Annotated in this window: 22 protein-coding genes; 10 read left to right on the top strand and 12 right to left on the bottom strand. The window is 38.4% G+C overall.

Annotated elements, in window-relative coordinates:
• The first annotated feature begins 3 nt into the window (after positions 1 to 3).
• Together A8B79_RS07045 and lon are read left to right on the top strand one after the other, a co-directional pair.
• On the top strand, positions 4 to 1527 hold the full coding sequence (locus tag A8B79_RS07045; protein WP_066220135.1) for a DUF5723 family protein: 1524 nt from the start codon (positions 4 to 6) through the stop codon (positions 1525 to 1527).
• A gap of 120 nt (positions 1528 to 1647) precedes the next feature.
• On the top strand, positions 1648 to 4173 hold the full coding sequence (gene lon / locus A8B79_RS07040; RefSeq protein WP_066220132.1) for an endopeptidase La: 2526 nt from the start codon (positions 1648 to 1650) through the stop codon (positions 4171 to 4173).
• 34 nt (positions 4174 to 4207) lie between these two features.
• Here the strand turns inward: lon and A8B79_RS07035 are convergent, their stop codons facing one another.
• The gene (locus tag A8B79_RS07035; RefSeq protein WP_066220129.1) at positions 4208 to 4681 is read right to left on the bottom strand and encodes a hypothetical protein; all 474 of its coding nucleotides are present in this window, start codon (positions 4679 to 4681) and stop codon (positions 4208 to 4210) included.
• Between the two features lie 77 nt (positions 4682 to 4758).
• Between A8B79_RS07035 and rsgA the strand changes: the two genes are divergently transcribed.
• Positions 4759 to 5703: a ribosome small subunit-dependent GTPase A gene (gene rsgA / locus A8B79_RS07030; RefSeq protein WP_235603614.1), complete on the top strand. Its 945-nt coding sequence runs from the start codon at positions 4759 to 4761 to the stop codon at positions 5701 to 5703.
• Positions 5704 to 5787: 84 nt separating this feature from the next.
• Positions 5788 to 6894 carry a DUF6588 family protein gene (locus A8B79_RS07025; RefSeq protein WP_066220126.1) on the top strand — a complete coding sequence of 369 codons (1107 nt, stop codon included), beginning with the start codon at positions 5788 to 5790 and terminating at the stop codon, positions 6892 to 6894.
• Between the two features lie 77 nt (positions 6895 to 6971).
• Here the strand turns inward: A8B79_RS07025 and A8B79_RS07020 are convergent, their stop codons facing one another.
• The 8 genes from A8B79_RS07020 to A8B79_RS06985 all read right to left on the bottom strand — a co-directional run bounded on the left by A8B79_RS07020 (position 6972) and on the right by A8B79_RS06985 (position 14074).
• Positions 6972 to 7685 carry an ABC transporter ATP-binding protein gene (locus tag A8B79_RS07020; protein ID WP_066220123.1) on the bottom strand — a complete coding sequence of 238 codons (714 nt, stop codon included), beginning with the start codon at positions 7683 to 7685 and terminating at the stop codon, positions 6972 to 6974.
• An 8-nt stretch (positions 7686 to 7693) separates the two neighbouring features.
• Positions 7694 to 9088: an efflux RND transporter periplasmic adaptor subunit gene (locus A8B79_RS07015; RefSeq protein WP_066220120.1), complete on the bottom strand. Its 1395-nt coding sequence runs from the start codon at positions 9086 to 9088 to the stop codon at positions 7694 to 7696.
• Between the two features lie 41 nt (positions 9089 to 9129).
• Positions 9130 to 10482, bottom strand: a complete 1353-nt coding sequence (locus A8B79_RS07010; RefSeq protein ID WP_066220118.1) for a TolC family protein — start codon at positions 10480 to 10482, stop codon at positions 9130 to 9132.
• A gap of 120 nt (positions 10483 to 10602) precedes the next feature.
• On the bottom strand, positions 10603 to 10932 hold the full coding sequence (locus tag A8B79_RS07005; RefSeq protein ID WP_066220115.1) for a hypothetical protein: 330 nt from the start codon (positions 10930 to 10932) through the stop codon (positions 10603 to 10605).
• 1 nt (position 10933) lies between these two features.
• Positions 10934 to 11341, bottom strand: coding sequence for a phage holin family protein (locus tag A8B79_RS07000; RefSeq protein ID WP_066220113.1), 408 nt, complete (start codon positions 11339 to 11341; stop codon positions 10934 to 10936).
• A 2-nt stretch (positions 11342 to 11343) separates the two neighbouring features.
• Complete coding sequence (locus A8B79_RS06995) at positions 11344 to 11559, bottom strand: hypothetical protein (RefSeq protein ID WP_066220111.1); 216 nt, start codon at positions 11557 to 11559, stop codon at positions 11344 to 11346.
• Positions 11560 to 11627: 68 nt separating this feature from the next.
• A complete protein-coding gene (locus A8B79_RS06990; RefSeq protein ID WP_066220107.1) occupies positions 11628 to 12851 on the bottom strand; it encodes an ABC transporter permease in 1224 nt (407 codons plus the stop codon).
• Complete coding sequence (locus A8B79_RS06985) at positions 12851 to 14074, bottom strand: ABC transporter permease (RefSeq protein WP_066220104.1); 1224 nt, start codon at positions 14072 to 14074, stop codon at positions 12851 to 12853. The genes A8B79_RS06990 and A8B79_RS06985 overlap by 1 nt, the downstream gene beginning before the upstream one ends.
• A 93-nt stretch (positions 14075 to 14167) precedes the next feature.
• On the opposite strand from A8B79_RS06985, the gene bshB1 reads away from it, so the two are divergent.
• Entirely contained in the window at positions 14168 to 14896 is a 729-nt protein-coding gene (bshB1, locus tag A8B79_RS06980) for a bacillithiol biosynthesis deacetylase BshB1 (protein WP_066220100.1), read from the top strand.
• The gene (locus A8B79_RS06975) at positions 14896 to 16527 is read left to right on the top strand and encodes a class I SAM-dependent methyltransferase (RefSeq protein ID WP_066220095.1); all 1632 of its coding nucleotides are present in this window, start codon (positions 14896 to 14898) and stop codon (positions 16525 to 16527) included. Before bshB1 ends, A8B79_RS06975 begins: the two co-directional genes overlap by 1 nt.
• Here A8B79_RS06975 and A8B79_RS06970 read toward each other — a convergent pair.
• A complete protein-coding gene (locus A8B79_RS06970) occupies positions 16520 to 17317 on the bottom strand; it encodes an inositol monophosphatase family protein (protein WP_066220092.1) in 798 nt (265 codons plus the stop codon). The genes A8B79_RS06975 and A8B79_RS06970 overlap by 8 nt on opposite strands.
• A 95-nt stretch (positions 17318 to 17412) precedes the next feature.
• Here A8B79_RS06970 and rpiB point away from each other — a divergent pair, with 95 nt between their 5' ends.
• The 4 genes from rpiB to A8B79_RS06950 are packed head-to-tail and all read left to right on the top strand — an operon-like array spanning position 17413 to position 20587.
• Entirely contained in the window at positions 17413 to 17853 is a 441-nt protein-coding gene (rpiB, locus tag A8B79_RS06965) for a ribose 5-phosphate isomerase B (protein ID WP_066220089.1), read from the top strand.
• 8 nt (positions 17854 to 17861) lie between these two features.
• Positions 17862 to 19160 carry a serine hydroxymethyltransferase gene (glyA, locus tag A8B79_RS06960; RefSeq protein ID WP_066220086.1) on the top strand — a complete coding sequence of 433 codons (1299 nt, stop codon included), beginning with the start codon at positions 17862 to 17864 and terminating at the stop codon, positions 19158 to 19160.
• A gap of 27 nt (positions 19161 to 19187) precedes the next feature.
• Complete coding sequence (gene tatC, locus A8B79_RS06955) at positions 19188 to 20015, top strand: twin-arginine translocase subunit TatC (RefSeq protein WP_066220083.1); 828 nt, start codon at positions 19188 to 19190, stop codon at positions 20013 to 20015.
• A gap of 53 nt (positions 20016 to 20068) precedes the next feature.
• Entirely contained in the window at positions 20069 to 20587 is a 519-nt protein-coding gene (locus A8B79_RS06950; protein WP_161485148.1) for an FKBP-type peptidyl-prolyl cis-trans isomerase, read from the top strand.
• Here the strand turns inward: A8B79_RS06950 and alr are convergent.
• Positions 20567 to 21640, bottom strand: coding sequence for an alanine racemase (alr, locus tag A8B79_RS06945; RefSeq protein ID WP_066220077.1), 1074 nt, complete (start codon positions 21638 to 21640; stop codon positions 20567 to 20569). The two genes, A8B79_RS06950 and alr, sit on opposite strands and share 21 nt — an antisense overlap.
• 12 nt (positions 21641 to 21652) lie before the next feature.
• On the bottom strand, positions 21653 to 23248 hold the full coding sequence (locus A8B79_RS06940; protein WP_066220072.1) for a phytoene desaturase family protein: 1596 nt from the start codon (positions 23246 to 23248) through the stop codon (positions 21653 to 21655).
• Positions 23249 to 23518: the final 270 nt, after the last annotated feature.

Below are 23518 nucleotides of genomic sequence, written 5' to 3'. Positions count from 1 at the left end.
ACTATGTGGAAGGTTTTAACAACCATTTTTATGGGCTTTATGTGTGCAATTAATATTTTTGCGCAACCCGTTGTTACACCAAAGAATTTGGCTCTTGGTGGTGGTGGGACTACTTATATTACCGACTTCCATGCCAACTTCTATAACCCCGCAAACCTGTTAATTAATGACAGAACAAAAAAGGTGGATATTGGTTTTCTTTCAGGAACTTCTACTTTTAACGGGGTTTTGAACTTTGAGAATCCGTTAGATCAAAAAGATAATTATCTGAAGTATTTTAATAAATTCTCTTCCGGCGACTTTGATCTTACTCAGGCAAACAAAGATCTTATCATTGATACCCATTATAAAAGAGAAAGATTAAACTCTGTACATCAATCTCGATTTGATGCAACTACTTTTGGAGTTAACTGGATAAGTAATAACCGAGCTTATTCTATTGCTACCAGAACCAGAGTTGGTTCAACATTTGAAGCCGGACGAAACTGGTATACTGATCAATTGGTAGTAGAAAACAATGTCTCAATGTCTAATCAAGATCTCGTTCACCGATATCAGGTTCTGCACGAATTTTCTTTTGGTTATTCTGAGTCTGTTGGTCTAATCAATGGATTAAGCTCTCGTTTAGATAATTTCTTAATCGGATTTGCTCCAAAATTCATCCTTGCGGGACCTTATCAAAATACAGAATGGAGAAACGAGTATTCCCGAGAAAGTGGATCGACTGATATTAACAGATCTCAAGTTTTCAATCATCAGTCAGCCGGTAACTTAACTGAAGCCACGCAATCCTATATGAATGGGGTATTAGCAAATCAAGCAGTTAATCAGTCTCTGGAACCTTTTCAAGATGAACTTACCAATATTCATGGCTACGGAGCCGGCGTAGATGTCGGTTTTACTTACCTGTTAACTTTTGGAAGTGATCTATCCACTCTAAATAACAACCAACAGCCAATAAAGCGATCTGTCCGACTTTCATTCTCGATAAACGATATTGGCTTTGTACATTATTCAGACAAAACGCTACATCTTGAAGAAACCACGAATAATGGTACAACTGCTTCCTTTCCTTCCGAAGCTGATGAATACTTTGCAGGCGCTCCCGGACAATATCTGAGTTTTGTAGAACAACACGGTGATGGAGATCCCTTTGCAGATAATTCATCGAATTTTGAGACGGGTTCTTTTTCAACATTGTTGCCTACTTCATTCAATGGAGGAATTTTAATCGAACTAAACCGGATCAAGATCATGGGAGACATGAGTATCGGTATATCCAATAATGCTTTTAATTCTACCCGACTGGTTACGTCTTTAGGCGCAGAGCTCAGACCTTTAAACTTCCTTCCGTTACGAGGAGGATTACAATTTGGCCCAGGATTGCCAGGTTCTTTTAATGTAGGAAGTGCTATTGAAACCAGATTTTGGGATCTTTCTTTAGGACTAACTGTGTCTGCAAGATCTTTTACTACTGCTACAAATTTGTCGGGTGCGGGTGTAGCGGTACTCCAGTTTCATCTGTAACTGACACTTTGCCTTGGCTTACTGCCAGCAACTAAAAAAGTATGACGCTTTGCATTACTCCTGAGTTTGGCTTTGTATTTGCGTTAATTTGACTAATAAAGAAATTTTGAAATAATATTTATGAAAGACCGATTTAATACGTTTGATAGTTTTGATGAATCAGACGCTAGTTTTGATGATTTTGAACAAGCCATTCCATTAATGTCTGAGGAAGAGGAAAAGGAACTCACTGAATCTGTGATTCCTGATGAACTTCCTATACTTCCGTTAAAAAATACAGTTCTGTTTCCCGGAGTTGTAGTTCCAATTACCGTTGGCAGAGACCGTTCGCTTGCATTAGTGAAAGAAGCATATGCGGGTGATAAGATCATTGGTGTGGTTACACAGAAAGATGAAGATATTGAAGAACCGGAAGATAAAGATCTTCACCGCATCGGAACCATGGCTCGCATCATCAAGCTAATAAAAATGCCTGATGGCAGTAAGAGTATTGTGATTCAGGGAAAGTCCGGTTTTGAAGTGGAAGAATTCACTCAAAGCAGTCCTTTCTTTAAAGCCAAAGTGAAAGCATTTCCGAAAGAAATGGATATTCAGGGTGTAGAGCTGGATGCTTCTATCAGAAACATCAAAGAAACAGCAACGAGGATAATTAACCTGTCCCCTAATATTCCTTCTGAGGCGACAATTGCTGTAAATAATATCAACAGTCCTACTTTTCTGTTGAATTTTATTTCTTCAAACCTGAATGTAGGTATTGAGAAAAAGCAACAGTTGCTTGAAATTCAGAAATTCTCTGATAACCTTAATAAGGTAATGGAATTCCTTGAGCAGGAAGTTCAGGTGCTGGATATGAGTGAAAAGATCAGAACTAAGGTAAAATCTGATATTGATGATCAGCAGCGCGAATTTTATCTCCGTCAGCAAATGAAAGCCATTCAAGAAGAGCTGGGTGAAGACGCTGAACATCAGGAAGTAGAAAAGCTCAAAGAGAAATTAGCAGCCAAAAAACTTCCTGAAAACGTAAGAGAAGAAGCTGAAAAAGAGCTTCGAAGATTAGAAATGACTCCTAATGCATCCCCTAATTATGGAATCATTCACAGTTATGTAGAATGGATTCTGGATCTTCCCTGGGATGAATATTCTGAAGACAAATTGGATCTTAAATTTGCCAAAGAAGTTCTGGATGAAGATCACTACGGTCTTGATAAGGTAAAGAAACGTATTATTGAATATCTGGCGGTCTTGAAGTTGAAAGAAGATATGAAGGCTCCAATTCTGTGTTTCTACGGCCCTCCCGGTGTTGGTAAAACATCCTTGGGGAAATCTATTGCCAGATCCTTAAACCGTGAATTTGAACGTTTCAGCTTAGGTGGAATCAGAGACGAAGCAGAAATTCGAGGTCACAGACGAACGTATATTGGCGCCCTTCCGGGAAGAATTATCCGCTCTATGAAAAAAGCAGGAAAAGGTAATCCGGTTATCATGCTTGATGAGATCGATAAAGTAGGCTCTGACTATCGCGGAGATCCAACATCAGCTCTGCTTGAAGTTCTTGACCCTGAGCAGAACGACACGTTTAGTGATAACTATTTAGAGTTGGAATATGATCTTTCAAAGGTGATGTTTATTGCAACTGCGAATAGTCTGGATACGATCCCTGCTCCATTAAAAGACAGAATGGAGATCATAAACATAAGCGGTTATACTCTTGAAGAGAAAACTGAAATTGCTAAAAAATATCTGATCCCTAAACAGATCAAAGAAAACGGACTCAAATCTGAGCAAATTTCTATAGATGAAAAGTCTATCCACAAAGTGATCGATCAGTATACTCGTGAGTCTGGTGTAAGAAATCTTGAACGTCAGGTTGCGGGAGTATGCCGTGGAGTAGCGGCAAAAATTGCAAAAGGCGAAATAGAAGAATTTTCCGTAACCGAAGATGATGTTGAGGAGTTTCTTGGAAAACAGAAGTACTTCAGTGATGCTGCAGAAAGAACAACTGTTCCCGGCGTAGCCACAGGATTGGCATGGACCCCTTTTGGTGGAGATATCCTCTTTATTGAGGCAAGTGTATCCAAAGGTTCAGGAAAGCTTAACATTACCGGACAACTTGGTGATGTTATGAAAGAGTCAGCAATGCTGGCTATTTCTTATTTAAAAGCTCATGCTGAAGAAGTTGGTATCCCTGAGGAAGCTTTCAAATACTGGGATCTTCATATTCACGTTCCTGCCGGTGCTGTTCCAAAAGACGGCCCTTCTGCCGGTGTTTCACTGATGTCAGCCATTGCCTCTATTTTTACTCAAAGAAAAGTAAAAGGAACTATAGCTCTAACCGGAGAAATTACACTTCGTGGATTGGTATTGCCTGTTGGTGGTATTAAAGAAAAAGTTCTTGCAGCAAAAAGAGCGGGTATCAAACAAGTACTACTTCCTAAGAAAAACGAAAAAGATGTTGCTGAGATCGAAAAAGATGTGATCGGCGATCTAAAAGTGAACTATCTGGAAAGAATGGAAGAATTACTGGATCAGATGCTTGATAAAGATCCTGAAAACGATCCTAAAGAGTTTTTTAAAGTGAGTGATGCTCATAAAAGCTCCGTTTCAGGTAAAAACGGTAAATTAGAAAATGTAACCGTTTCAAAATAATTCGAACTAAAAAGACCCTTAATTGGGTCTTTTTTTATTTAATACTATTCCATTCATCTTCTGTAGCTACCGAAACCTGGTGCTCCATCAACAGCTTCCATTTTCCGCTCGCTTTTGTTAGTAACGCCTCAAAGTGAATATACACTGTGCTTTCTTGTTCACCTTTATTTTGAGAAGAATATTTAAATATTCCGGTTTCAAAAGATGTGGTTTCACTATAAAATCGCTCTGAAAATCTAAATTCAACACTGGCTTTCATCTTCCCTGCTTTAGTGTCTTCAAATCCTTTCTTCCAACCTTCCAAAGCATTAGAGATCGGATAACTATTCCCGGAAATTCCATTCACCAAAACCGCATCTTTATGAAAAGTATAGGCGTAACCTTTGAAATCTCCATCTTGTACAGTTCTTGAAGCTTCTTCCCAGAATTTGGTTAACTCTGATTCAGGATCTTGTACAGCGCTAAAAAGAACCAATATTATTAAAGGCAGAAATGAAATCTTGAACATAGTATCGATTTAAATGATAGAATTGATTCTTAAAGAACTTAAAAATCCGGAATTATCCAATATTATAAGTTTTCTTCTTGCCTATAGCATACTCTTCCGTATTTTCAGGAATGCAAAAAGGACGAGTATTAGAATCTACAGGAAGTTGGTATAAGGTCGATACCGGAAACGAGATCATAAACAGCAGACTACCGGGTAAATTCCGCTTAGATAAAAAAGAAGTCACCAATCCCATCACTGTCGGTGATATAGTTGATTTGGAAGTCAATAATGATGGTTCAGGTAACATTTTAAAGATTCATGATCGCGAAAATTATATCACAAGACAGGCAACCCATGGAAAGCGAGGCGAACATATTCTGGTTTCCAATCTGGATCAGGCTTTTGTGGTTCAATCCATCAGAAAACCAAAGCTGAATGAAGGATTTATAAACCGATTTCTGGTCACCTGTGAAGCATATGATGTATCTGCAGGAATCATCATAAACAAAATGGATCTGGCTAAAAAAGGAGATCATGATTTCGTGGAAGATATGATCGAAGTATATAAATCCATTGGTTACCCAGTGTATACTTGTTCAATAGAAGATAATAAGTCAATAGAGCAGCTTAAATCTTTATTTAGAGATAAAATATCTGCATTTATTGGTCCTTCAGGGGTTGGTAAGACAAGTATCTTAAATGCTATTGATCCAGATTATAACTTAAAAGTCGGAGAGATTTCCAGCTCATCCAATAAGGGAAAGCACACCACCACTTTTGCCCGTTTAATTCCTTTGGAAATAGGAGGATTCGTTGCTGATACTCCCGGAATCCGGGAATTCGGTCTGGTAAATATTGAAGACTGGGAATTATCGCTTTACTTCCCGGAGATGTTAGAGCCCAGAGAAACATGCAAATTCAATACCTGTACTCATATTCATGAACCAGGTTGTGGTGTGATTGCTGCTTTTGAAAATGGGGAAATAGATCCTAACAGATATCATTCATATATCAATATGTTGGAATCGCTGGAAGATTAAGATTTTCAAATACCTCAAAAAGGGTATTCAAACTCTCAAAAATAATACGGATATTAGCCTGTAAACATTAAAACAGGAGATTACATGATTCATCGCTACAAGACTATTACAAAACTTATTCTGAGCACATTGGTGCTGGGATTTATGGCCATTACCCCGGCCAAAGCGCAATTTGGAGATATCGGTGCATTCTTGGAAGCCGGTGCAAATGACGCATCCATTCTTACCAGAGAATACATTAAACCTTTTCCAACCGGTTTTGGAACTGGATTAAACGCTGGTTTCACTGAAAGTGCGGCACCAAAGAAACTATTTGGATTCAGCATTCAATTAAGACCTTCTGTTGCCGTAGTGCCTTCAGGCGACCAAAGTTTTGATATTTCAACTCTTAACTTAGAAAAAATACGAGTAGCATCAGGCGAAAACCCTGTTACTCAAACTATTTCCGGAAGTAAGGACGGTGGTCCACTTTTAGAGATCTTTGCTGATCCTAATGATCCCAATACAAAAATAGGTGAATTTGAAATGCCCGGAGGAACCGGATTCGCATTTGTTCCAGCACCAATCGTACAGGCAAGCATTGGCCTTATCAAGAAAACCGATGTTACTGTAAGATATCTTCCTGAAACTGATGTAAGTGATTTCGGAAGTATGAGTGTTTTAGGTGGTGCTGTTAAACATGAACTAACTCAATATGTACCCGGTGGAAAGCTACTTCCTGTAGATGTTTCCCTGATGGTAGGTTTTAATCAAATCTCTGTAGATGCTAACCTTGATCTCCAGCCTGATCAAAATGCTACCCGTGACCCTAATGACCCAGCTTTAACTTCCAATCCAAACCCTGATTTTTCAGCTCAGGAAGTTACAACCACTACTAATACATTTGTTGTTAATGCTTTAGTTGGAAAGTCATTGCCATTCATTTCAATATATGGTGGTGTTGGATACCAAAAAGCTGATTTTGAGCTAAGCATGGTAGGTGATTATCCGGTTGCTTCCTTCAATCCTACTACTCCACAGGAAGATTATAATGTAATTACTGATCCGTTTGCTCTTGAAATTGAAAGCGAAAGTAATGTCCACTTGTTAGGTGGTTTCAGACTTAGACTTGGTATTTTAGCATTCTATGGTGAAGCTACTTTAGCAAACTACTTTACTGCAAATGCTGGTGTTGGTATCAGTTTCAGATAATTTAATGCTGAATTAAGATCATAAAAAAAGCCGCTTATCAAATGATAAGCGGCTTTTTTTTTACTATTTCTTTTTGATCAATGTGCAGCTAGTACCGGGTTTGCAACTTTTTCATCCGACTCAATTACCCCATCTCTCAGTCTTACAATTCTTCGGGAATATTCTGCGATTTCGTTTTCATGAGTTACCAAGATGATGGTATTTCCTGCTTTGTAGAGTTCTTCAAACAAAAGCATGATCTCATCCCCTGTTTTTGTGTCCAGGTTACCTGTTGGCTCATCTGCCAATAATATTGACGGACTATTTACAAGAGCTCTTGCAATAGCAACACGTTGTCTCTGTCCACCCGATAATTCATTGGGTTTGTGATCTAATCTGTCACCTAATCCTACTTTAGACAGCACCTCAGAAGCTCGTTCTTTACGCTCTGAAGCCTTTACACCGGCGTAGATCAATGGTAGCTCTACATTTGCCAAACAAGTTGTTCTGGGAAGTAAATTGAAGGTCTGGAACACAAATCCGATCTCTCTGTTTCTTACTTCAGCAAGTTCAGCATCGTCCATTTGACTTACACGGTTATTGTTCAGAATATATTCTCCACCTGTGGGAGTATCCAAACAACCGATCATGTTCATCAATGTTGATTTACCTGATCCCGACGGCCCCATAATTGCAATATATTCATTCTCGAGTACATCAAAAGTCACGCCGTTGAGAGCTCTTACTTCGGTCTCTCCCATTTGATAAAATCTGGTAAGATCTTTGATCTGAATTATTGGTCTATTTGACATTGTGCCCTTTAGTTTATTGAAGCGAATGAATTTGAATTGTTATCCACTTTCACTTTATCGCCATTTTCTAAGTTTTTGGATAAGGTACGATAACTTCCGATCACAATTTCATCACCTGCATTTACGCCCGTCAGAATTTGAGTATGAGTGTTATCGCTGATCCCGGTTTCAACTTCATATCTTACTGCTGTTCCATTCTCTACGATAAACACCACCTTTCTGATATCTTCTTTCTTAATGATCAGGTTATCATCCATTTCTTCAGACGATTCTTCTTCTGAATTAGTTGAATCATCTTCAGAATTATCTTTCCTGTCTTTCTTATCCTTTGCAAAATCTCTTACAGTAACAGCCTGTATCGGAACAGATACCACATTCTTAGCTGTTTTGGTTTCAATATCAACTGTAGCTGACATTCCCGGCTTAAAGTTGGGCGAAAAATTCTCTTCAGGGTTCTCTGCAGTTTCAGATTGAACTAACTCTGCTCCCGACATTGAAAGGTTGTGAGGAGTGATAATTCTAACTTTAACCTGATAATTAGTTACTTGTTCATTAGATCCTGCACCGGTTATTCTGGCAGAATTTGCGATTTCAGTAACAATACCATTAAATCTTCTTTCCGGATAAGCATCCACTTCTATTCTTGTAGTATCAAGTGAAGAGATATTTACGATATCATTTTCGTTCACCTCAACCAGAACTTCCATTTTATCAAGTAAGGAAACACGCATCATCTCAGTTCCTGCCATTTGCGAGTTACCCAAAACTCTTTCTCCAAATTCTACAGCTAAGCCTGTAACCGTTCCATCCTGAGGGGCGCGGATAACCGTTTGCTGAAGTTCTTCTTCAGCTTTTCTCAACTGCGCTTCTGCACTCTGAACCTGATACTCAGAAGCTTTCAGACTTGCTTTTTGTGAGTCGTAATTCGATTTAGTTTGAATAAAATCCAACTCAGAAATAATGTCCTTCTCATAAAGCTCTTTGTTCTTTAAATGAGCTGCTTCAGCTTGAATCAGACTAGCTCTTGTTTGTTCTAAACGAGCCTTCTGGGTTAACAATGCAGCGGTTAACTCATCAATTCGGGCTTTAAAAATATCCGGCTTAAGACGAACCAAAAGATCTCCCTTACGAACAAAGTCGCCTTCGTTCACAGCAAGTTCAATGATCTCTCCGGAAACATCCGGACGTATAATAACTTCTACTTCAGGTTGAATTTTTCCGGAAGCTGATACAAGCTGAGTTATCGTTTTAAGTTTCGCCTTTTCTGTTTCTACTGAAGTCCCTTCCTCAGCTCCACCAATTACACCGGCTGCTCTTAATCCAAAGCCTGCACCAACTATAACTATCAAAAAAATTCCGAAGTATAAAAGTACTTTACCCGTTGATGATCCTTTTTTTGCCATTATTTCCCTACCCTCTTACTTAATTTGTATTAATTAATTTATTAAAAATTGATGTCGTCGCCGGAAAGTTTACCTACATAGTAGTCCAATAGTTTTTCCTGAAAGATCAGATTATAAAGAGCGCTCGTTCTTGCCGATTGAGCGTTAAAATATTGAGTTTGAGCCTGACTTAATTCTATAAGTGTACTTGCTCCAACATTATATCTTTCTTGTTGTGTTTCAAAAGCCTTTTCAGAGAATATTAACGACTTTTCAGCTGCTTTAAGCTGTGATGAGTATGATGAATAATCATTTAAAGCTTGAGTAATTTCTTGTATAACCTGCAATTTTGTGTTTTCCAGTCCGAGTTCAGCATTTTTTAAGTTCACTTGAGCAGATTGAATTTGCGTCATTCTGTTCCAGTTATTAAAAATTGGAAGATTCAATGAAAGACCAAGGGATTTATTCACTCTTTGATCAAAGAATTGCTCACTGAAATCACCTCTTGGATCCTGATCACTATAGCTTGATGAGATTGAAGCACTACCGCTTAAGGTAGGTAATAAACTTCCCTTAGAAATTTGAAGCTGATATTCTAAAGACTCAATATTAAACTCAGAACTTCGTATATCAGAACGATTTAATAATGCTTGTTCAACTAACGAATTAACATCCTGAGATACAGAAACAGAATTTTTTGCAGTTTCAGGGTCGAAATCAGGTACTGCAAATTCATAATCTTGTAAAGGATCGATCTGCAGAGATCGTATTAACTGAAGTTTTGATAATTTTAATGCATTCTCGCGTTGAGTTACGGTAAATTCATCATTTGCAACAGTAGCTTCCTGATTGTATAAATCTACGCTTGGTCTTGAACCTACTTCTACTTGAGCTTTAGTCTGTTCCAGTAATTTATTTGAAGTCTCAAGACTTTCTTTGGCATCTTCTAACTGTTGTTTATTTAATAAAACGGTTAGGAAACGTGTTGCCGTTTCAAAAATAATATTCTCTTTAGCTCTTTTAAGCGTTTCTTCATTAGACAATTTGTTTCTTTCACTTGACCTAAGTGTCAGTATATTTGAAAAACCGGTAAAAATAGGCACACTTGCACTTATTCTACCGTTCGCTCCTGATGAGGTAACATCAGTAAATGATAATGTTTCTTGTACAAACTGCTGTCCTGTTTGAGTTGAATATCCTGCACTGGAACTTATACTTGGAAGAAAATCAGCCTTCTCACTAATAATTCTGTATTCAGCCAGATCCAGATTATTTTCTGCTTGTTTAAGCTGATAGTTGTTTTCTAAAGCAAGTTGAATTGCTTCGTTAAGAGTAATAGTTCTTTTTTGTTGTGCTGTAATGGATGTGCTGATGAAGAGCACAGAAAATGCTGCTAAAAGAAAAAGTTTTTTCATTGAAATATTCTTTTTGTGTTTATGATTCGCTTTCACGAATTGATAAATATATAGTTTCAGTTTTTGAGGATATTTTTAAATAAAACTAAAACATCCCCATTGTTTAGGCGAGATTTATCTCTATTTCTCTCGGGAATTCATTTTTCCTTCGATGAGGTCACTAAGCATTGACAGCCCTTTTTTGGCAAGAGCTTTTTTTAGTTCCGAAGCAAGTAAAGAATTTGATGAAGATCCTGACGATTTTGGCTTCCCTATCAGAAAACCAACTAAAACAGAAGCACCCAACACATGAAGAGGATACTTTCTTATAATCGTTTTGGGATCAAGATTTTCTACTACTTCTTCCTTAACTCCGTCAATAGATTTATCTATTCCTTCTTGAATTCGTGCCAGTTCGTTTTCTAACTCGATTTTCTTTTTCTCTATTTCTGATACTCTTGAACTGCCCATTTTACGATTCCCTGTTTTTATTTTCTTCAAGAAATTTAATTTCTTCGGTATCTTTCTTAGCGTCTAAAGCTTCAATTACGTCATGCATGATCTGAGATTGAATTTTTCTGGATATATTTTTTGGTTTGGAGAGTATAAGGATCAATCCAACTAAAAATAAAAAGCCACCTATAATTCCAAAACCTACCGGCATACTATTTAAAAGTTCTCCTAAATAGAATCCAAGTGCTATCAATCCAAATAACAATCCGGTTCCGAGAATGATTAAATTGAAAGTATGCTGTATCAGATCACCTAACCAAAGCGTTCCTTTATCACTCAGATTTAGAATTAAAAGTTCAATGCGTGTTTCCACATATCCTTTTAATTCGTTTGACACTTGCTTAATACGTTGAGCTAGTTGGTCCATAATCACTCATCATCTCCTGAAAGAGCTTTACCCACTAAAAATCCAACCGCCAGACCTACTACAATACTTTTGATTGGATGTTTCCTGACAGTTTCCTCGGCTACATTTTTCAGGTCCTGAATTCTTTGCTGCACTTCTTCATCTTCAATAAGTTGTTTACCTCTTTCAAGCGCTAAATCAAGCTTATCGGTCACATTTTTTACAATTTCATCATTCATATTGATTGCCCTTTTTCTCTTAAGATAACAAATACGAACGGAAGCTTAAATCGTTCCTTTGCAAAAAGTTATTCGTAGCGTAAACTTTCGATCGGATCCAGCTTTGAGGCTTTAAAAGCAGGGTAAACACCAAAAATCAACCCTACAATCAACATGCCAAAAAAGCTAAGTAAAACCGAATAAATAGGAATTACCACTTCGGTATCAATTATAATGGCCATGACATTTCCTCCTGCTACACCCAAAATAAGACCAATTAAGCCTCCCAGCTGACAAATAAACACCGCTTCCATCAGGAATTGATTCACGATTGCTTTCCGAGTAGCCCCAACTGCTTTTCTGACTCCGATCTCTCTTGTTCTTTCAGTTACAGAAACTAACATAATATTCATAACCCCTACCCCCGCTCCAAGCAGTGTGATAAACCCAACAGCGAAACCGGCCAAATAGAGTATGGAAGTAAATTGATCAAAAGTTCCGGTAAGTGAATCATTGGTAACGATCTCAAAATCATTGTCTTCTGCCGGGTTTACTTTTCTGATCACCCTCATTATTCCGGTTACTTCGTCTATTGTTTGTTGAATCATTGATATCTCAGGAGATCGTAACTGAATTCCAATTCCTCTGTTTCCGCCATATGCATTAATTCCGGCTGTGTAAGGAATTACAACCATATTATCGAATGATTGTCCGAATATTTGACCCTTTTTCTCAAGAACAGCTATTACAGTATATGGACGCCCATCAATTCTTATTGTTTTCTGAAGGGGATATTCTGTTTTAAAAATCTCATTCTGAATATCTTTTCCAATAATGGCTACTTGTCGAGCGTACTGAATATCCTCTTCATTGAAATTTCTTCCATCTTCGATCTCGTATGCATTATTTGCAAAATACTCATTATTTCCACCCCTGATACTTACATTCGGATCCGTTTCATTGTCTTTGTAAACAACCTTTGTGAAACTAAAACTGGTAGCCGGTGTCATTCCTTCTCCGATTCTCATTCGCTCGTCCAGTTCTTCAGCATCTTCAAATTTGATCTGCTTTCTGTTTCTTAAACTGGCGTCTCTTGGCCCCATTTGAACGGCCGGGTTTCTCTGAACGGTGATCACATCACTTCCCAGAATACTCATAGTATTATTGAAGAAATTATCTAATACCGCCACAGCAGTAGTAGACACGATTACCGAAAAAACTCCTATAACCAACGCGAGAAGAGTTAGGAAGGAACGTATTTTATTTGCTCTTAGTGAGCTTGACGCTTGAGAAAAAGTTTCTTTAAAATTCATTATTCAAATCTAAGTGATTCTATTGGGTCCGATTTAGCGGCTCTGTACGCAGGTATAAAACCAAATACTACACCAACCATTGTGCAAATTAAGAACGCAAATCCAACCACTCCAAAATTCATCGTAGCAGTAAATGCTTTATCTATAAAAAATGTTGCTATTGCGGCAAGTCCCACACCAATTACCCCACCAGATACACAAATAGCAATCGCTTCAATTAAAAACTGACTCAGGATCTCCCAAGATTTTGCTCCTACTGCTTTACGAATTCCGATTTCTTTAGTACGCTCCCTCACGGATACAAACATTATATTCATAACTCCGATTCCTCCTATTAACAAAGAAAGCCCTACCAGCCCGAACCCAACTAAGTATAGAATTCTTTTAAATCCTTCCAGTAATTCTTTAAAAGCTTCGGGTTTATTTATAGCAAAATCATTTTCCGCTGTAGCATCTAATTGTCGAACCTGTCGCATAAGCCCTTCAATTTCATATTCTCCTTCTTGTAAAGCTGCTTCATCAGGAAATTTAACTCCCAATTGTATCCCTCTTCTTAAGCCATAAACCTCATTAAATGCATAAATTGGAATCAGAGCTACATTATCAGCATCCCCAAGCCCTAAAAAACTACCTTGCTTTTCCAATACTCCAATAACTATGAATCTTTGCCCTCCGATTCGAATTTGTTTTCCAAGTGCATCTTGTTCTTCAAAAAGAGCTTCTTTTAGTGACGCTCCCACTACAACTACATTTGCAGCAGTTCTTACCTCTTCCTGGGTGTACATTCTGCCCTCAGCAATATCCAATCCTTGCACATCCAGATGATTTGATGTAGTACCAGATAACTGTACACGTTCTGCATTTTTATCCTTATACCTGATATTCACATTAGTATTTGCAGAAGCGGAAATATTTGAGGCGTATTTAGTTCGTTCCGCCAAAAAATCTACATATTCAATTTTCATCTCTTTACGACCTGCAATTTCCCACCAATCCATATCATCATCCCAAGGCCATTTCTCAATATAAACCACATTAGTACCCAGCATTGCCATACTGTTATCGAAAGATTCATCCATTCCTGTAGTTACTGCATCAACCACAGAAACCATAGTAATTCCAATAATGATACAAAGCGCGGTAAGAAAAGATCTGGTTTTATTGATACTAAGTGCTAAAAAAGCAATCTTGATCCCTTCGAGCAAGCTATTTAAAAATCTCATAAGATAATTTGGTATAATTGTCGAGTTAGTACGGGCGTATTTCAATAACGTTACACTAACTTATGAATTAATTTTAGATGAAATTCTCATTTTATGAAATTAGACGTTTTGGTATTTGCAGCTCATCCGGATGACGCTGAATTAAATATTGGAGGAACCATTTGTGCGCTAACAGATCAGGGGAAAAAAGTTGGGGTAATTGATCTTACACTAGGTGAAATGGGAACCAGGGGAACTACCGAAACCAGGAAAAAAGAAGCTGAGCTTGCTTCCGAAATTTTGGGATTGTCATACAGACAAAATCTTAACCTTGGAGATTCAATACTTGAAAATACCAGAGCCAATCAATTAAAGATTATAGCCGAGGTAAGAAAAACACAGCCTTCTGTCTGTATTACCGGAGCTCCTCATGACCGTCATCCTGATCATGGAAAGTCTACTCAACTTGTTTTGGATTCTTTGTTCTATTCAGGGCTTAGGAAAATTGAAACCGATGGACTCAAAGAATGGCGCCCGAAGCATCTCTTACATTATATGCAGGACCGACCATTTGAACCGGATTTTATTTTTGATATTTCTGAGACTTGGGAATCTAAAAAGAAAGCGGTGTTAGCTTTTGATACACAATTCAATGTTGAGAGTGCAGGGCAAGAACCTGAGACTTATATCTCAACTCCATCTTACTTCAAACAGCTTGAAGCACGAGCCCGTTATTTTGGTCACTTGGCAGGATTCGAATTCGGTGAACCTCTGAAATACTATAACGGACCTGCTCCTTTATCTTCTTTTGATGAATTCTTTAGTAATAAAGCTAACAGCTGATGCTTAGCAAAGACGAACAAAAAATACACCGGAGCACAATTTTTCGACACTTAGATGGAATTGGAACCGCTCCTTCGGCTTTGATCCTTTTCAAAAAAGGGATTCTGGATCATCTGATCAAAAATGGAGAGGTATCGCTTTCTGATATTTCTGAGAAATTCGATGCTAATGAAGGGTACATGAATATTGCACTCAGAATACTCGCTTCACAAGGTTGGTTAGTTCAAAATATTGACAACAAAGCTGATAAAATTACTTTTGCTGTAAATGATAAAACCGAACTCGCTTGTAAATATATTCCCCTTTATGAAAACGCAGTAGAGCTCATCAATTATTACGAAGGGCTTCATCCCAAAAACTTCGGAGATGTACCTTTATCCAAGATGGGAAAAGCTTTCTCCGGATATCAGGAAAGCTATGGTATAGATCAAACCGTAAAAGGAATTGAAAAAGAAGTACAGCAGCAGATTTTAAAACATATTGAGGGAGTTCTTTTAGGGCCGGTTATCGTTTTTCTGGGAATGAGTGGAATGTTTCATAAATATTTTATGGAGGCAAACTTCCGTCCTGAGGAGTTTCATGAAGAACCGGAAAGATTCAAGAAGATCCTTGATATGTTACGATACTTGGGATGGTTCAAGGAAAAAAATGGCACTTATCAGTTTACAGATATTGGATTGTTTTTCGCAAAAAGAGCGAGTGCATACGGAGTTACTGTTTCTTACTTACCCATGTTCAGAAATATTGAAGAACTCATTTTCGGAGATCCTGAAAAAATTAGAGATACAAAGCCGGGTGAACCTGAAAAGCATGTGGATCGTGAAATGAATGTTTGGGGCAGCGGAGGAGCACATTCCGCTTATTTTAAAGTTGTGGATGAAATTATTATTGAGATTTTTAATCAACCCATAACCGATCAACCCAAGGGTGTGCTGGATATGGGTTGTGGTAACGGAGCTTTTATTCAGCATTTATTTGATGTGATCGAAAAGCATACTCTTCGCGGAAAAATGTTGGATGAACATCCGCTGATACTTGTAGGGTCAGATTATAACGAAGCTGCTTTAAAGATCACAAAGGCCAATCTTATTCAAGCTGATATCTGGGCAAAAGTTATCTGGGGAGACATTGGAAAACCAGACCTTCTTGCCAAAGAGTTAATAGAGAACTATGATGTTGATCTTAAATATCTTTTGAATGTCAGAACTTTTCTGGACCACAACAGGATCTACGAAGAACCTGAAATTAAAACTCAAAACAGAGTGAGTGAGTCCACGGGTGCTTTTGCATTTCGGGGAGAATGCATAAGCAACAATACAATTGAAGATTCTTTACTCGAGCATTTCAAAAAATGGGAGCCTTACATTAAAAAGTTTGGCTTACTGGTTATTGAACTTCATACCGTTCCGCCAAATGTAACAGCTAACAACCTTGGCAAGACTGCTGCAACAGCGTACGATGCCACTCATGGTTTTTCTGATCAATATATAGTAGAAGTTGAAGTGTTCAACAAAATTATTAATGAAGCAGGCTTGGTTGCCAATAACAAACTTTGTCAAAAATTCCCGGATACTGATTATGCAACAGTAACCATCAATTTATTACAAGGCAAAAACACCACACTTATTTGAAATACTGATTTATTTGAGTTTGTAAAAACTGAACTATTTCGGGGTTCCCGGAAATTATACTTTGTCCGAATAACCAGTCTTCTCCACTGTTCCAATCTGTTACTAACCCACCGGCTTCTTGTATGATTAATGCTCCGGCTGCCACATCCCACGGACTGAGTCCATATTCGAAAAAGCCGTCAAACCGCCCAGCTGCAACACAACAAAGATCATATGAAGCGGCTCCTGGTCTCCTTAATCCGTGTGTATTTTTCATAAGACTTTTTAGAAGATTTAAATAATCATCTACATGCTCAAAAGCAGTGTACGGAAAGCCCGTTCCAATTAAAGATCTAGAAGGGTCGGTTTGGTCTGATATTTTTATTTCTTTTCCATCCAGAAAAGCCCCTTCCCCTTCTATTGCACAAAACAACTCACCTTTTGCTACTTCTTTGACTAAACCAACTTTGGGAACACCGTCTACCCAAAGCGCAATTGAAATACAATAGATCGGAAAACCATGAGCGAAATTAGTAGTACCATCAATAGGATCTATGATCCAAACTCTCCCATCCGGCAATTTCGTTTTCGTATTCGATTCCTCAGCTAAGAAATCATCTTCAGGAAATTCATTTTTTATGATACGAATGATTTCTTTTTCTGAAGCCACATCTGCTTCTGTAACAAGATCATTTTTTCCTTTCAACTCTACACTAAATGATCTTGAAGAAGAATATTGGTGAATTATTTCAGAAGCTTTTTTAGCTGCTTCTTTAGCTGTTTCAAGTTCTTTCTGATATTTTTTTGACACTAGCCTGACTGTTAAACTATTTCCGAATTGAGTTCTTTAAACTAAGTGAAATTTTAGAGATATTTGAACTAATCATTTCACATTAATCTGATCCCATGATCATACCCATAGCAAGCGATCACGCAGGATACCCCGGCAAAGAAACCGTTAGAAAAATACTTGAAGAGATGGGACACACTCCTGTTGATTTTGGTACTCATTCTGAAGACTCAGTGGACTACCCTGATTTTGCTGTACAAGTAGCTAAAAGAGTAAATGACGGTGAATACGATCAGGGAATTCTGGTCTGTGGAAGCGGCCAAGGTGTATGTATGACTGCAAACAAGTATCCAAAAGTACGAGCGGGTTTAGTGTACTCTTCTCAATCTGCTGAGATGACCCGATTACATAACAATGCAAATATAATGTGTCTTCCGGGTCGCGAATTAGACGAAAATCAGATAAAAGAAATTTTAAAAATTTGGCTAGATACTGAATTTGAAGGTGGGCGACATGAGCGTCGTGTAAATAAAATTGAAACTCTTACGCAAAAGTAATTCTTGGAATGAAATCATTAAAGCAGCAGGATCCGGCAATCTTTGAACAACTCGAAAAAGAAACAAACCGACAAAATTTTAATCTGGAATTAATTGCTTCTGAAAACTTTGCTTCAAAAGCAGTGATGCAAGCTGCCGGTAGTGTTTTAACCAATAAATACGCTGAGGGTTATCCCGGAAAACGATATTACGGCGGTTGTGAATATGCTGATGTTGTAGAAGATATTGCCAGAGATCGTGCTAAAAAGCTATTTAATGCTGATTGGGTAAACGTTCAGCCGCATTCCGGTGCAACTGCAAATGCTGCCGTTTATCTTGCTTTCATGAAACCGGGCGACACACTGCTTGGTTTTGATCTTTCTCATGGCGGTCATCTAACTCATGGTTCTCATGTAAATTTTTCCGGAATTTATTTTAAGCCTGAATTTTATGGTGTAGAGAAAGAAACCGGAAGACTTGATTACAACAAGATCCGTGAAAAAGCTAAAGCTGTAAACCCAAAGATGATATCAATTGGAGCCTCTGCTTATTCCAGAGATTATGATTACGAAGCTTTCAGAAGTATTGCAGATGAGGTAGGCGCTTTTTTATGGATGGATATGGCTCATACTGCCGGATTGATAGCTGTCGGTAATTTAAAGAATCCCCTTCCACATGCTCATGTTGTAACTACTACCACGCATAAAACTTTACGCGGACCACGTGGCGGAATGATCCTGGTTGGTAAAGATGGTGAAAATGAATTAGGTGTGGTAGCTCCCAAATCAGGCAGAGTTAAAAACTGGAGTGAAGTGTTGGATTCAGCAGTGTTCCCGGGAACTCAGGGCGGTCCGCTGATGCATATTATTGCAGCAAAGGCAGTGTCGTATGGTGAGGCATTACAGGAAGATTTCAAAGAGTATCAAACTCAGGTTCAGAAAAATGCCAAGGCCATGTCAGCTCAGTTCGTGGAAATGGGTTACGAAATAGTAAGTGGCGGAACGGATAATCATCTCATACTGATCGATTTGAGAAATAAAGGAGTAACAGGAAAGATTGCAGAAGAAGCGCTCGGAAAAGCTGCTATCACTGTCAATAAAAACATGGTACCATTCGATACAGAAAGTCCTTTCGTAACTTCAGGTATCCGAATAGGATCGCCCGCAATGACAACCAGAGGATTTGGTGAAGCTGAGTTCAAACAAGTTGCAAAACTGGTAGATAAAGTGATACAAAGCCCAAACGATGAATCAGTTCACAATTCTGTTGCCAAAGAAGTAGAAGCACTTTGTGAAAATTTTCCATTGTATGATTTTGCAACTGTTTAAGGGGTAGATTTGGCAGAACGACAAATAATGGAAAAAAACCTCCCTAAAGCTCCAAAAGTGGAAGATCGAACTAAAGATATGTCGTTTCTGGAGCACTTAGAGGAACTCCGCTGGCGAATCATAAAAGGTATGGCTGGAGTTCTATTTGGAGTAATTATTGCGTTCTTCTTCTCAGACTTTTTTGTGAATGATATTCTGTTAGGTCCTACTAAATCAACTTTTTTCATGTATGATCTGATCCGGATCGATGCAATTGATCTTACTTTGCAAAGCAGAAGGTTGCCGGGACAATTTTTCACCTTTTGGGGAGTCTTATTTGTGGTTGGGTTTGTGATCGGATCTCCTGTCTTCTTTTATCAGATCTGGTCGTTCATTGAACCTGCATTTGAAGTTACGACCAAAAGAAAAACCTTTTTAACAGCTTTCTTTATCACTTTCTTTTTTGTGATCGGAATTTCATTCGGTTACTTAATTCTGGTTCCATTTGCGCTCCAGTTCTTTACTCAATTCCAGATCTCCGATGTGATAAGAAACGATTTTGATATAAACGCTTACTTTAGTTCTCTCACTACTTGGGTGATTTCCTGCGGAATGATTTTCCAAATTCCGATTATCAGTTATTCACTTAGCAAGATCGGCTTGTTAACCCCTGAACTCCTCAGAAAATTCAGAAGGCATGCTGTGATTGCCAGTTTGGTATTAGCTGCTTTTTTAACCCCACCTGATCCGGTATCTCAGATCCTGATCGGGATTCCTTTGCTTGTACTTTATGAGTTTTCTATTCTCATAAGCAGAGTTGCTGTTAAGCAAAGAAAGAAGAAGCTGGATAAAGCTTTTTCAGATAATGAAGACTAACCTTTTTCAGTTTCTTAATTATAATCCTTTTATCTTTCTGTGTAATAAACATCGTGCAGAAATGTTATACAGCACGAACTAATAATCAAAATACTTCTACACTCTTGAATCTTAGAAATACTTTTTTTGGCATCTTACTATTAGCACTGATCAGCTCTTGTGGCGACGATGATCCTTTCAGTTTTGAAGATGATTACTCTCTTGTTCCGGATCCATTTTCTGTTGAAAATATAACTCCTGACACCACTGAATCAGGACTAATTGTATATAGCTTGGAAGAAGGCAGCAGCGAATTAGAAGTAACTATTCGAGATATAGTAAGAGTATATTACACCGGCAGAAAAACAAACGGAGATATTTTTGACAGCTCTTATAAAAATCTTCAATTAGACCCTGCTCAGTTTGTTGTTTCTAATTTAATAGATGGGTTTACAGAAGGTCTGATTGGAATGAAAGAAGGTGAAAAAAGAGTGTTAGTTGTACCTCCTGAATTAGGTTATGCAGGTACAACCAACTCACTTAGAGAAGACACTTTGGTATTTGATGTAGAATTAGAGTCTATTATTTTTTAAATAACTCCTGTTAATTCTACTGTTTAAGCTTGTCGTAATTTCATAAGGTATCGTCTGCAGTACCTTTGCCCAGTTTTTTGGATTCAGCGTTTTTTCGTTAAAGATGTAGACTATATCTCCTTGTTTGATATTTGATTTCGAAGAATAGATGCCAAAGTAATCCATGCTGATTCGACCTACCTGATCGACCAGTATGCCGTTTACCTCAACTTGGAACTTCCCTCCTATTAATCTTTGAACACCATCCGAATAGCCTATCGGTATCGTTCCTACAATTCCATCCTCAGGAGCTTTCCAGGTTCCGCCGTATCCTACCGGTTCCCCCTTTTTAACAGCTCTGGTTTGCATAAAATACGATTTCCATTCAATAATGGGAGTTAGATCAGATGTCTCCGATTCTCCGGCCAGATAACCATATAAACAAACTCCGGGCCTAACCGCATCAAACTGAACATCCAGATCCTGATAATAAAAAATAGCTCCCGTATTGGCGGTGTGTTTCATCAACTGATCAGGAAAGCGACCAGCAAATGATCTGAATTTGTCTAATTGCTTAGTCACACTTTCATTATTCGGTTCATCCGCAGATGAAAAATGAGTGTATAATCCCGTGCAGATTAATTCGGTATGTTTATTGAATAAACCTAAAGCTGATTCAAGGTCTTCTTCAGGAATACCCAATCGTCTCATTCCGGTATCAAAATTGAGCTGATATTCTGTTCCTGCTTTTAAAATTTCAAATGTCGAAATATCTGCAACTGTAGCCGTAATACAATAGTCCAGATATTTGTCAGCATCTTGTACTTCCGGAATCTCAAATACAAGTATTGGAATTTCTATTCCTCCTTCCCGAAGCTCAATCGCTTCCGATAACGTAGCCACACAGAACCAGTCAACCTGTGAGCTTAAATGTCTTGCAATTGGAACAGCCCCATGACCGTACGCATTATCCTTAATTACAGCCATCACTTTTACGCCCGATCTTAATCTGGACTTTATAGCATTAAGATTTCCATCTAACTTTGCCAGATCAACGATAATTTCTGATCTCAATTATTCACTCCTTTAAAACCATTTCTTTTTGTGTTTTTTTAATATCACCGAAGCTGCATTTAGTCCCGCTGCTCCAAATACCCCGCCTCCGGGATGGCAAGAAGCGCTGGACAGATATAAATTCTCTATCGGTGTTTCATACTGACTCATTTCCGGTATCGGACGAAACATAAACATCTGATCAAAACTCATTTCAACGTGCATCACATTTCCACGAAGTAACCCGTGTTTTCGCTCTATATCCAACGGAGACTGAATATACCAATCTATGAGTTTATCTTTCATATTCGGAGCATAATCTACAACAACATCGTAAATTTTTTGAGCTTCTTTTTCTCTGATGTCATCCCAATTCATCCCGTTTGCCAATTCATAAGGATGCCACTGCGCCCATACAAACATGGTGTGGTTTCCATCAAGCGCTACGTCAGAATCGATTGCTGAGAAAGTCATAGCTAATGCAGCAGGTTTTTCAGGGGGAAACCCCTTGGTGTAATCACCGATCGCATTTTTCATGTATTGTACTGATGGAGCCAGTAACTGAATTCCGTTGTGAATATAAGGATCGTCAGGAGCTGCAGTGTATTGTGGCAGTTCTTTTACGGCACAACGAATCACCATTCCAAAACCATTACCAACATGAATATTTTCCACTTTTTTGAAGAGCGAATCATCCAGGTGATCCCGACCGACCATTTTCATCATGGTAGTTTGCACATGAGCGTTAGAGACGATGATCTCGGCTCTGAACTCCTCTCCACTTTCTGTTCTGGCACCAAATGCCTTGCCATTTTCAACCAGGATCTTTTCTACCGGATGGTCTGACCTTACTTCTCCGCCATGAGCTTCAATAAAATTCTTCATAGCCTGAGTGAGCATTCCACTCCCTCCTCTCGGATGTTTAGCTCCACTTTCATGAAGCATGGATTGCCACCCAACAAAATCCCCGGTAGCAGAATGATCCGGCAATGGTCCCGATTGGGCAGCAAACCACAGTAAAGCTGCCTTCATGTACGGATTTTCAAATGAGTCCTCCACTACTTTTCCATAGCTGGATAAGATCTTTTGCAATCCGGAAACCTGTTCCCCTTTTTTGAACATAGCTCCATCTTTGATCTGATTGAGTGCCATTTCAGCAAAAATATTCTTAGTAGAAGGGGGCGTCGTAAAGATCTTAAGAACGCCTTTATTGATCTTTCCCCAGAATTCTACGAACTCTTTGTAATTCTTAACGTCTTCAGGAGCTACTTTTGAAATGGATTCTAGTGTTCTGTCCAGATCTTTAAAAAAATGAATAACGCCTTTTCCTGTCGGCACGGGATACGACATGATGGGATCCATCTCAATATACTCAAGTCCATATTTCTCGAGTTCCAGTTCCTCTATAATTCCAGTTTGATGGATCATAATATGAACAGATGACCCAACATCCATTCTAAAACCATTGGGGTTTTCAGGCGATTTAAACATGGTCTCTGTACGAACTGCACCACCAATGGTATCGCATTTTTCCAGCACCAAAACTTTCTTGCCCGCCTTAGCCAGATAGCAACCTGTCGTTAATCCGTTGTGGCCTGAACCAATAATTATTGCGTCGTATTTATTCATGCGTCAAAGATAAAATGAATTGATCGAAACCAAAGATTTATTAAGCTGTTTAATAATCTTTTTTATAATAATGTCATCCTTGGAGATGTTAGGAAATTCGTTGACCGTTTAACGTGATAGCTCAAGAATAATTCGCCCTTAGTATTTAAGACGGAGAAGAGAGCGTGATCCGGACGCGTCTGCGAAGCAGGAATAATCCTTTCAGGTGAAGAGTGAAGTAATTTTCTCAGGATGAACGAAGACCTTTAGGATTATTCAGCGCAGGATCAG

Origin of the sequence: Balneola sp. EhC07 (assembly GCF_001650905.1) — a bacterium.
Lineage (GTDB): Bacteria > Bacteroidota > Rhodothermia > Balneolales > Balneolaceae > Balneola.
The sequence above is the reverse complement of the archived record's forward strand: the minus strand, read 5'-3'. Positions and strand labels throughout refer to the sequence as shown.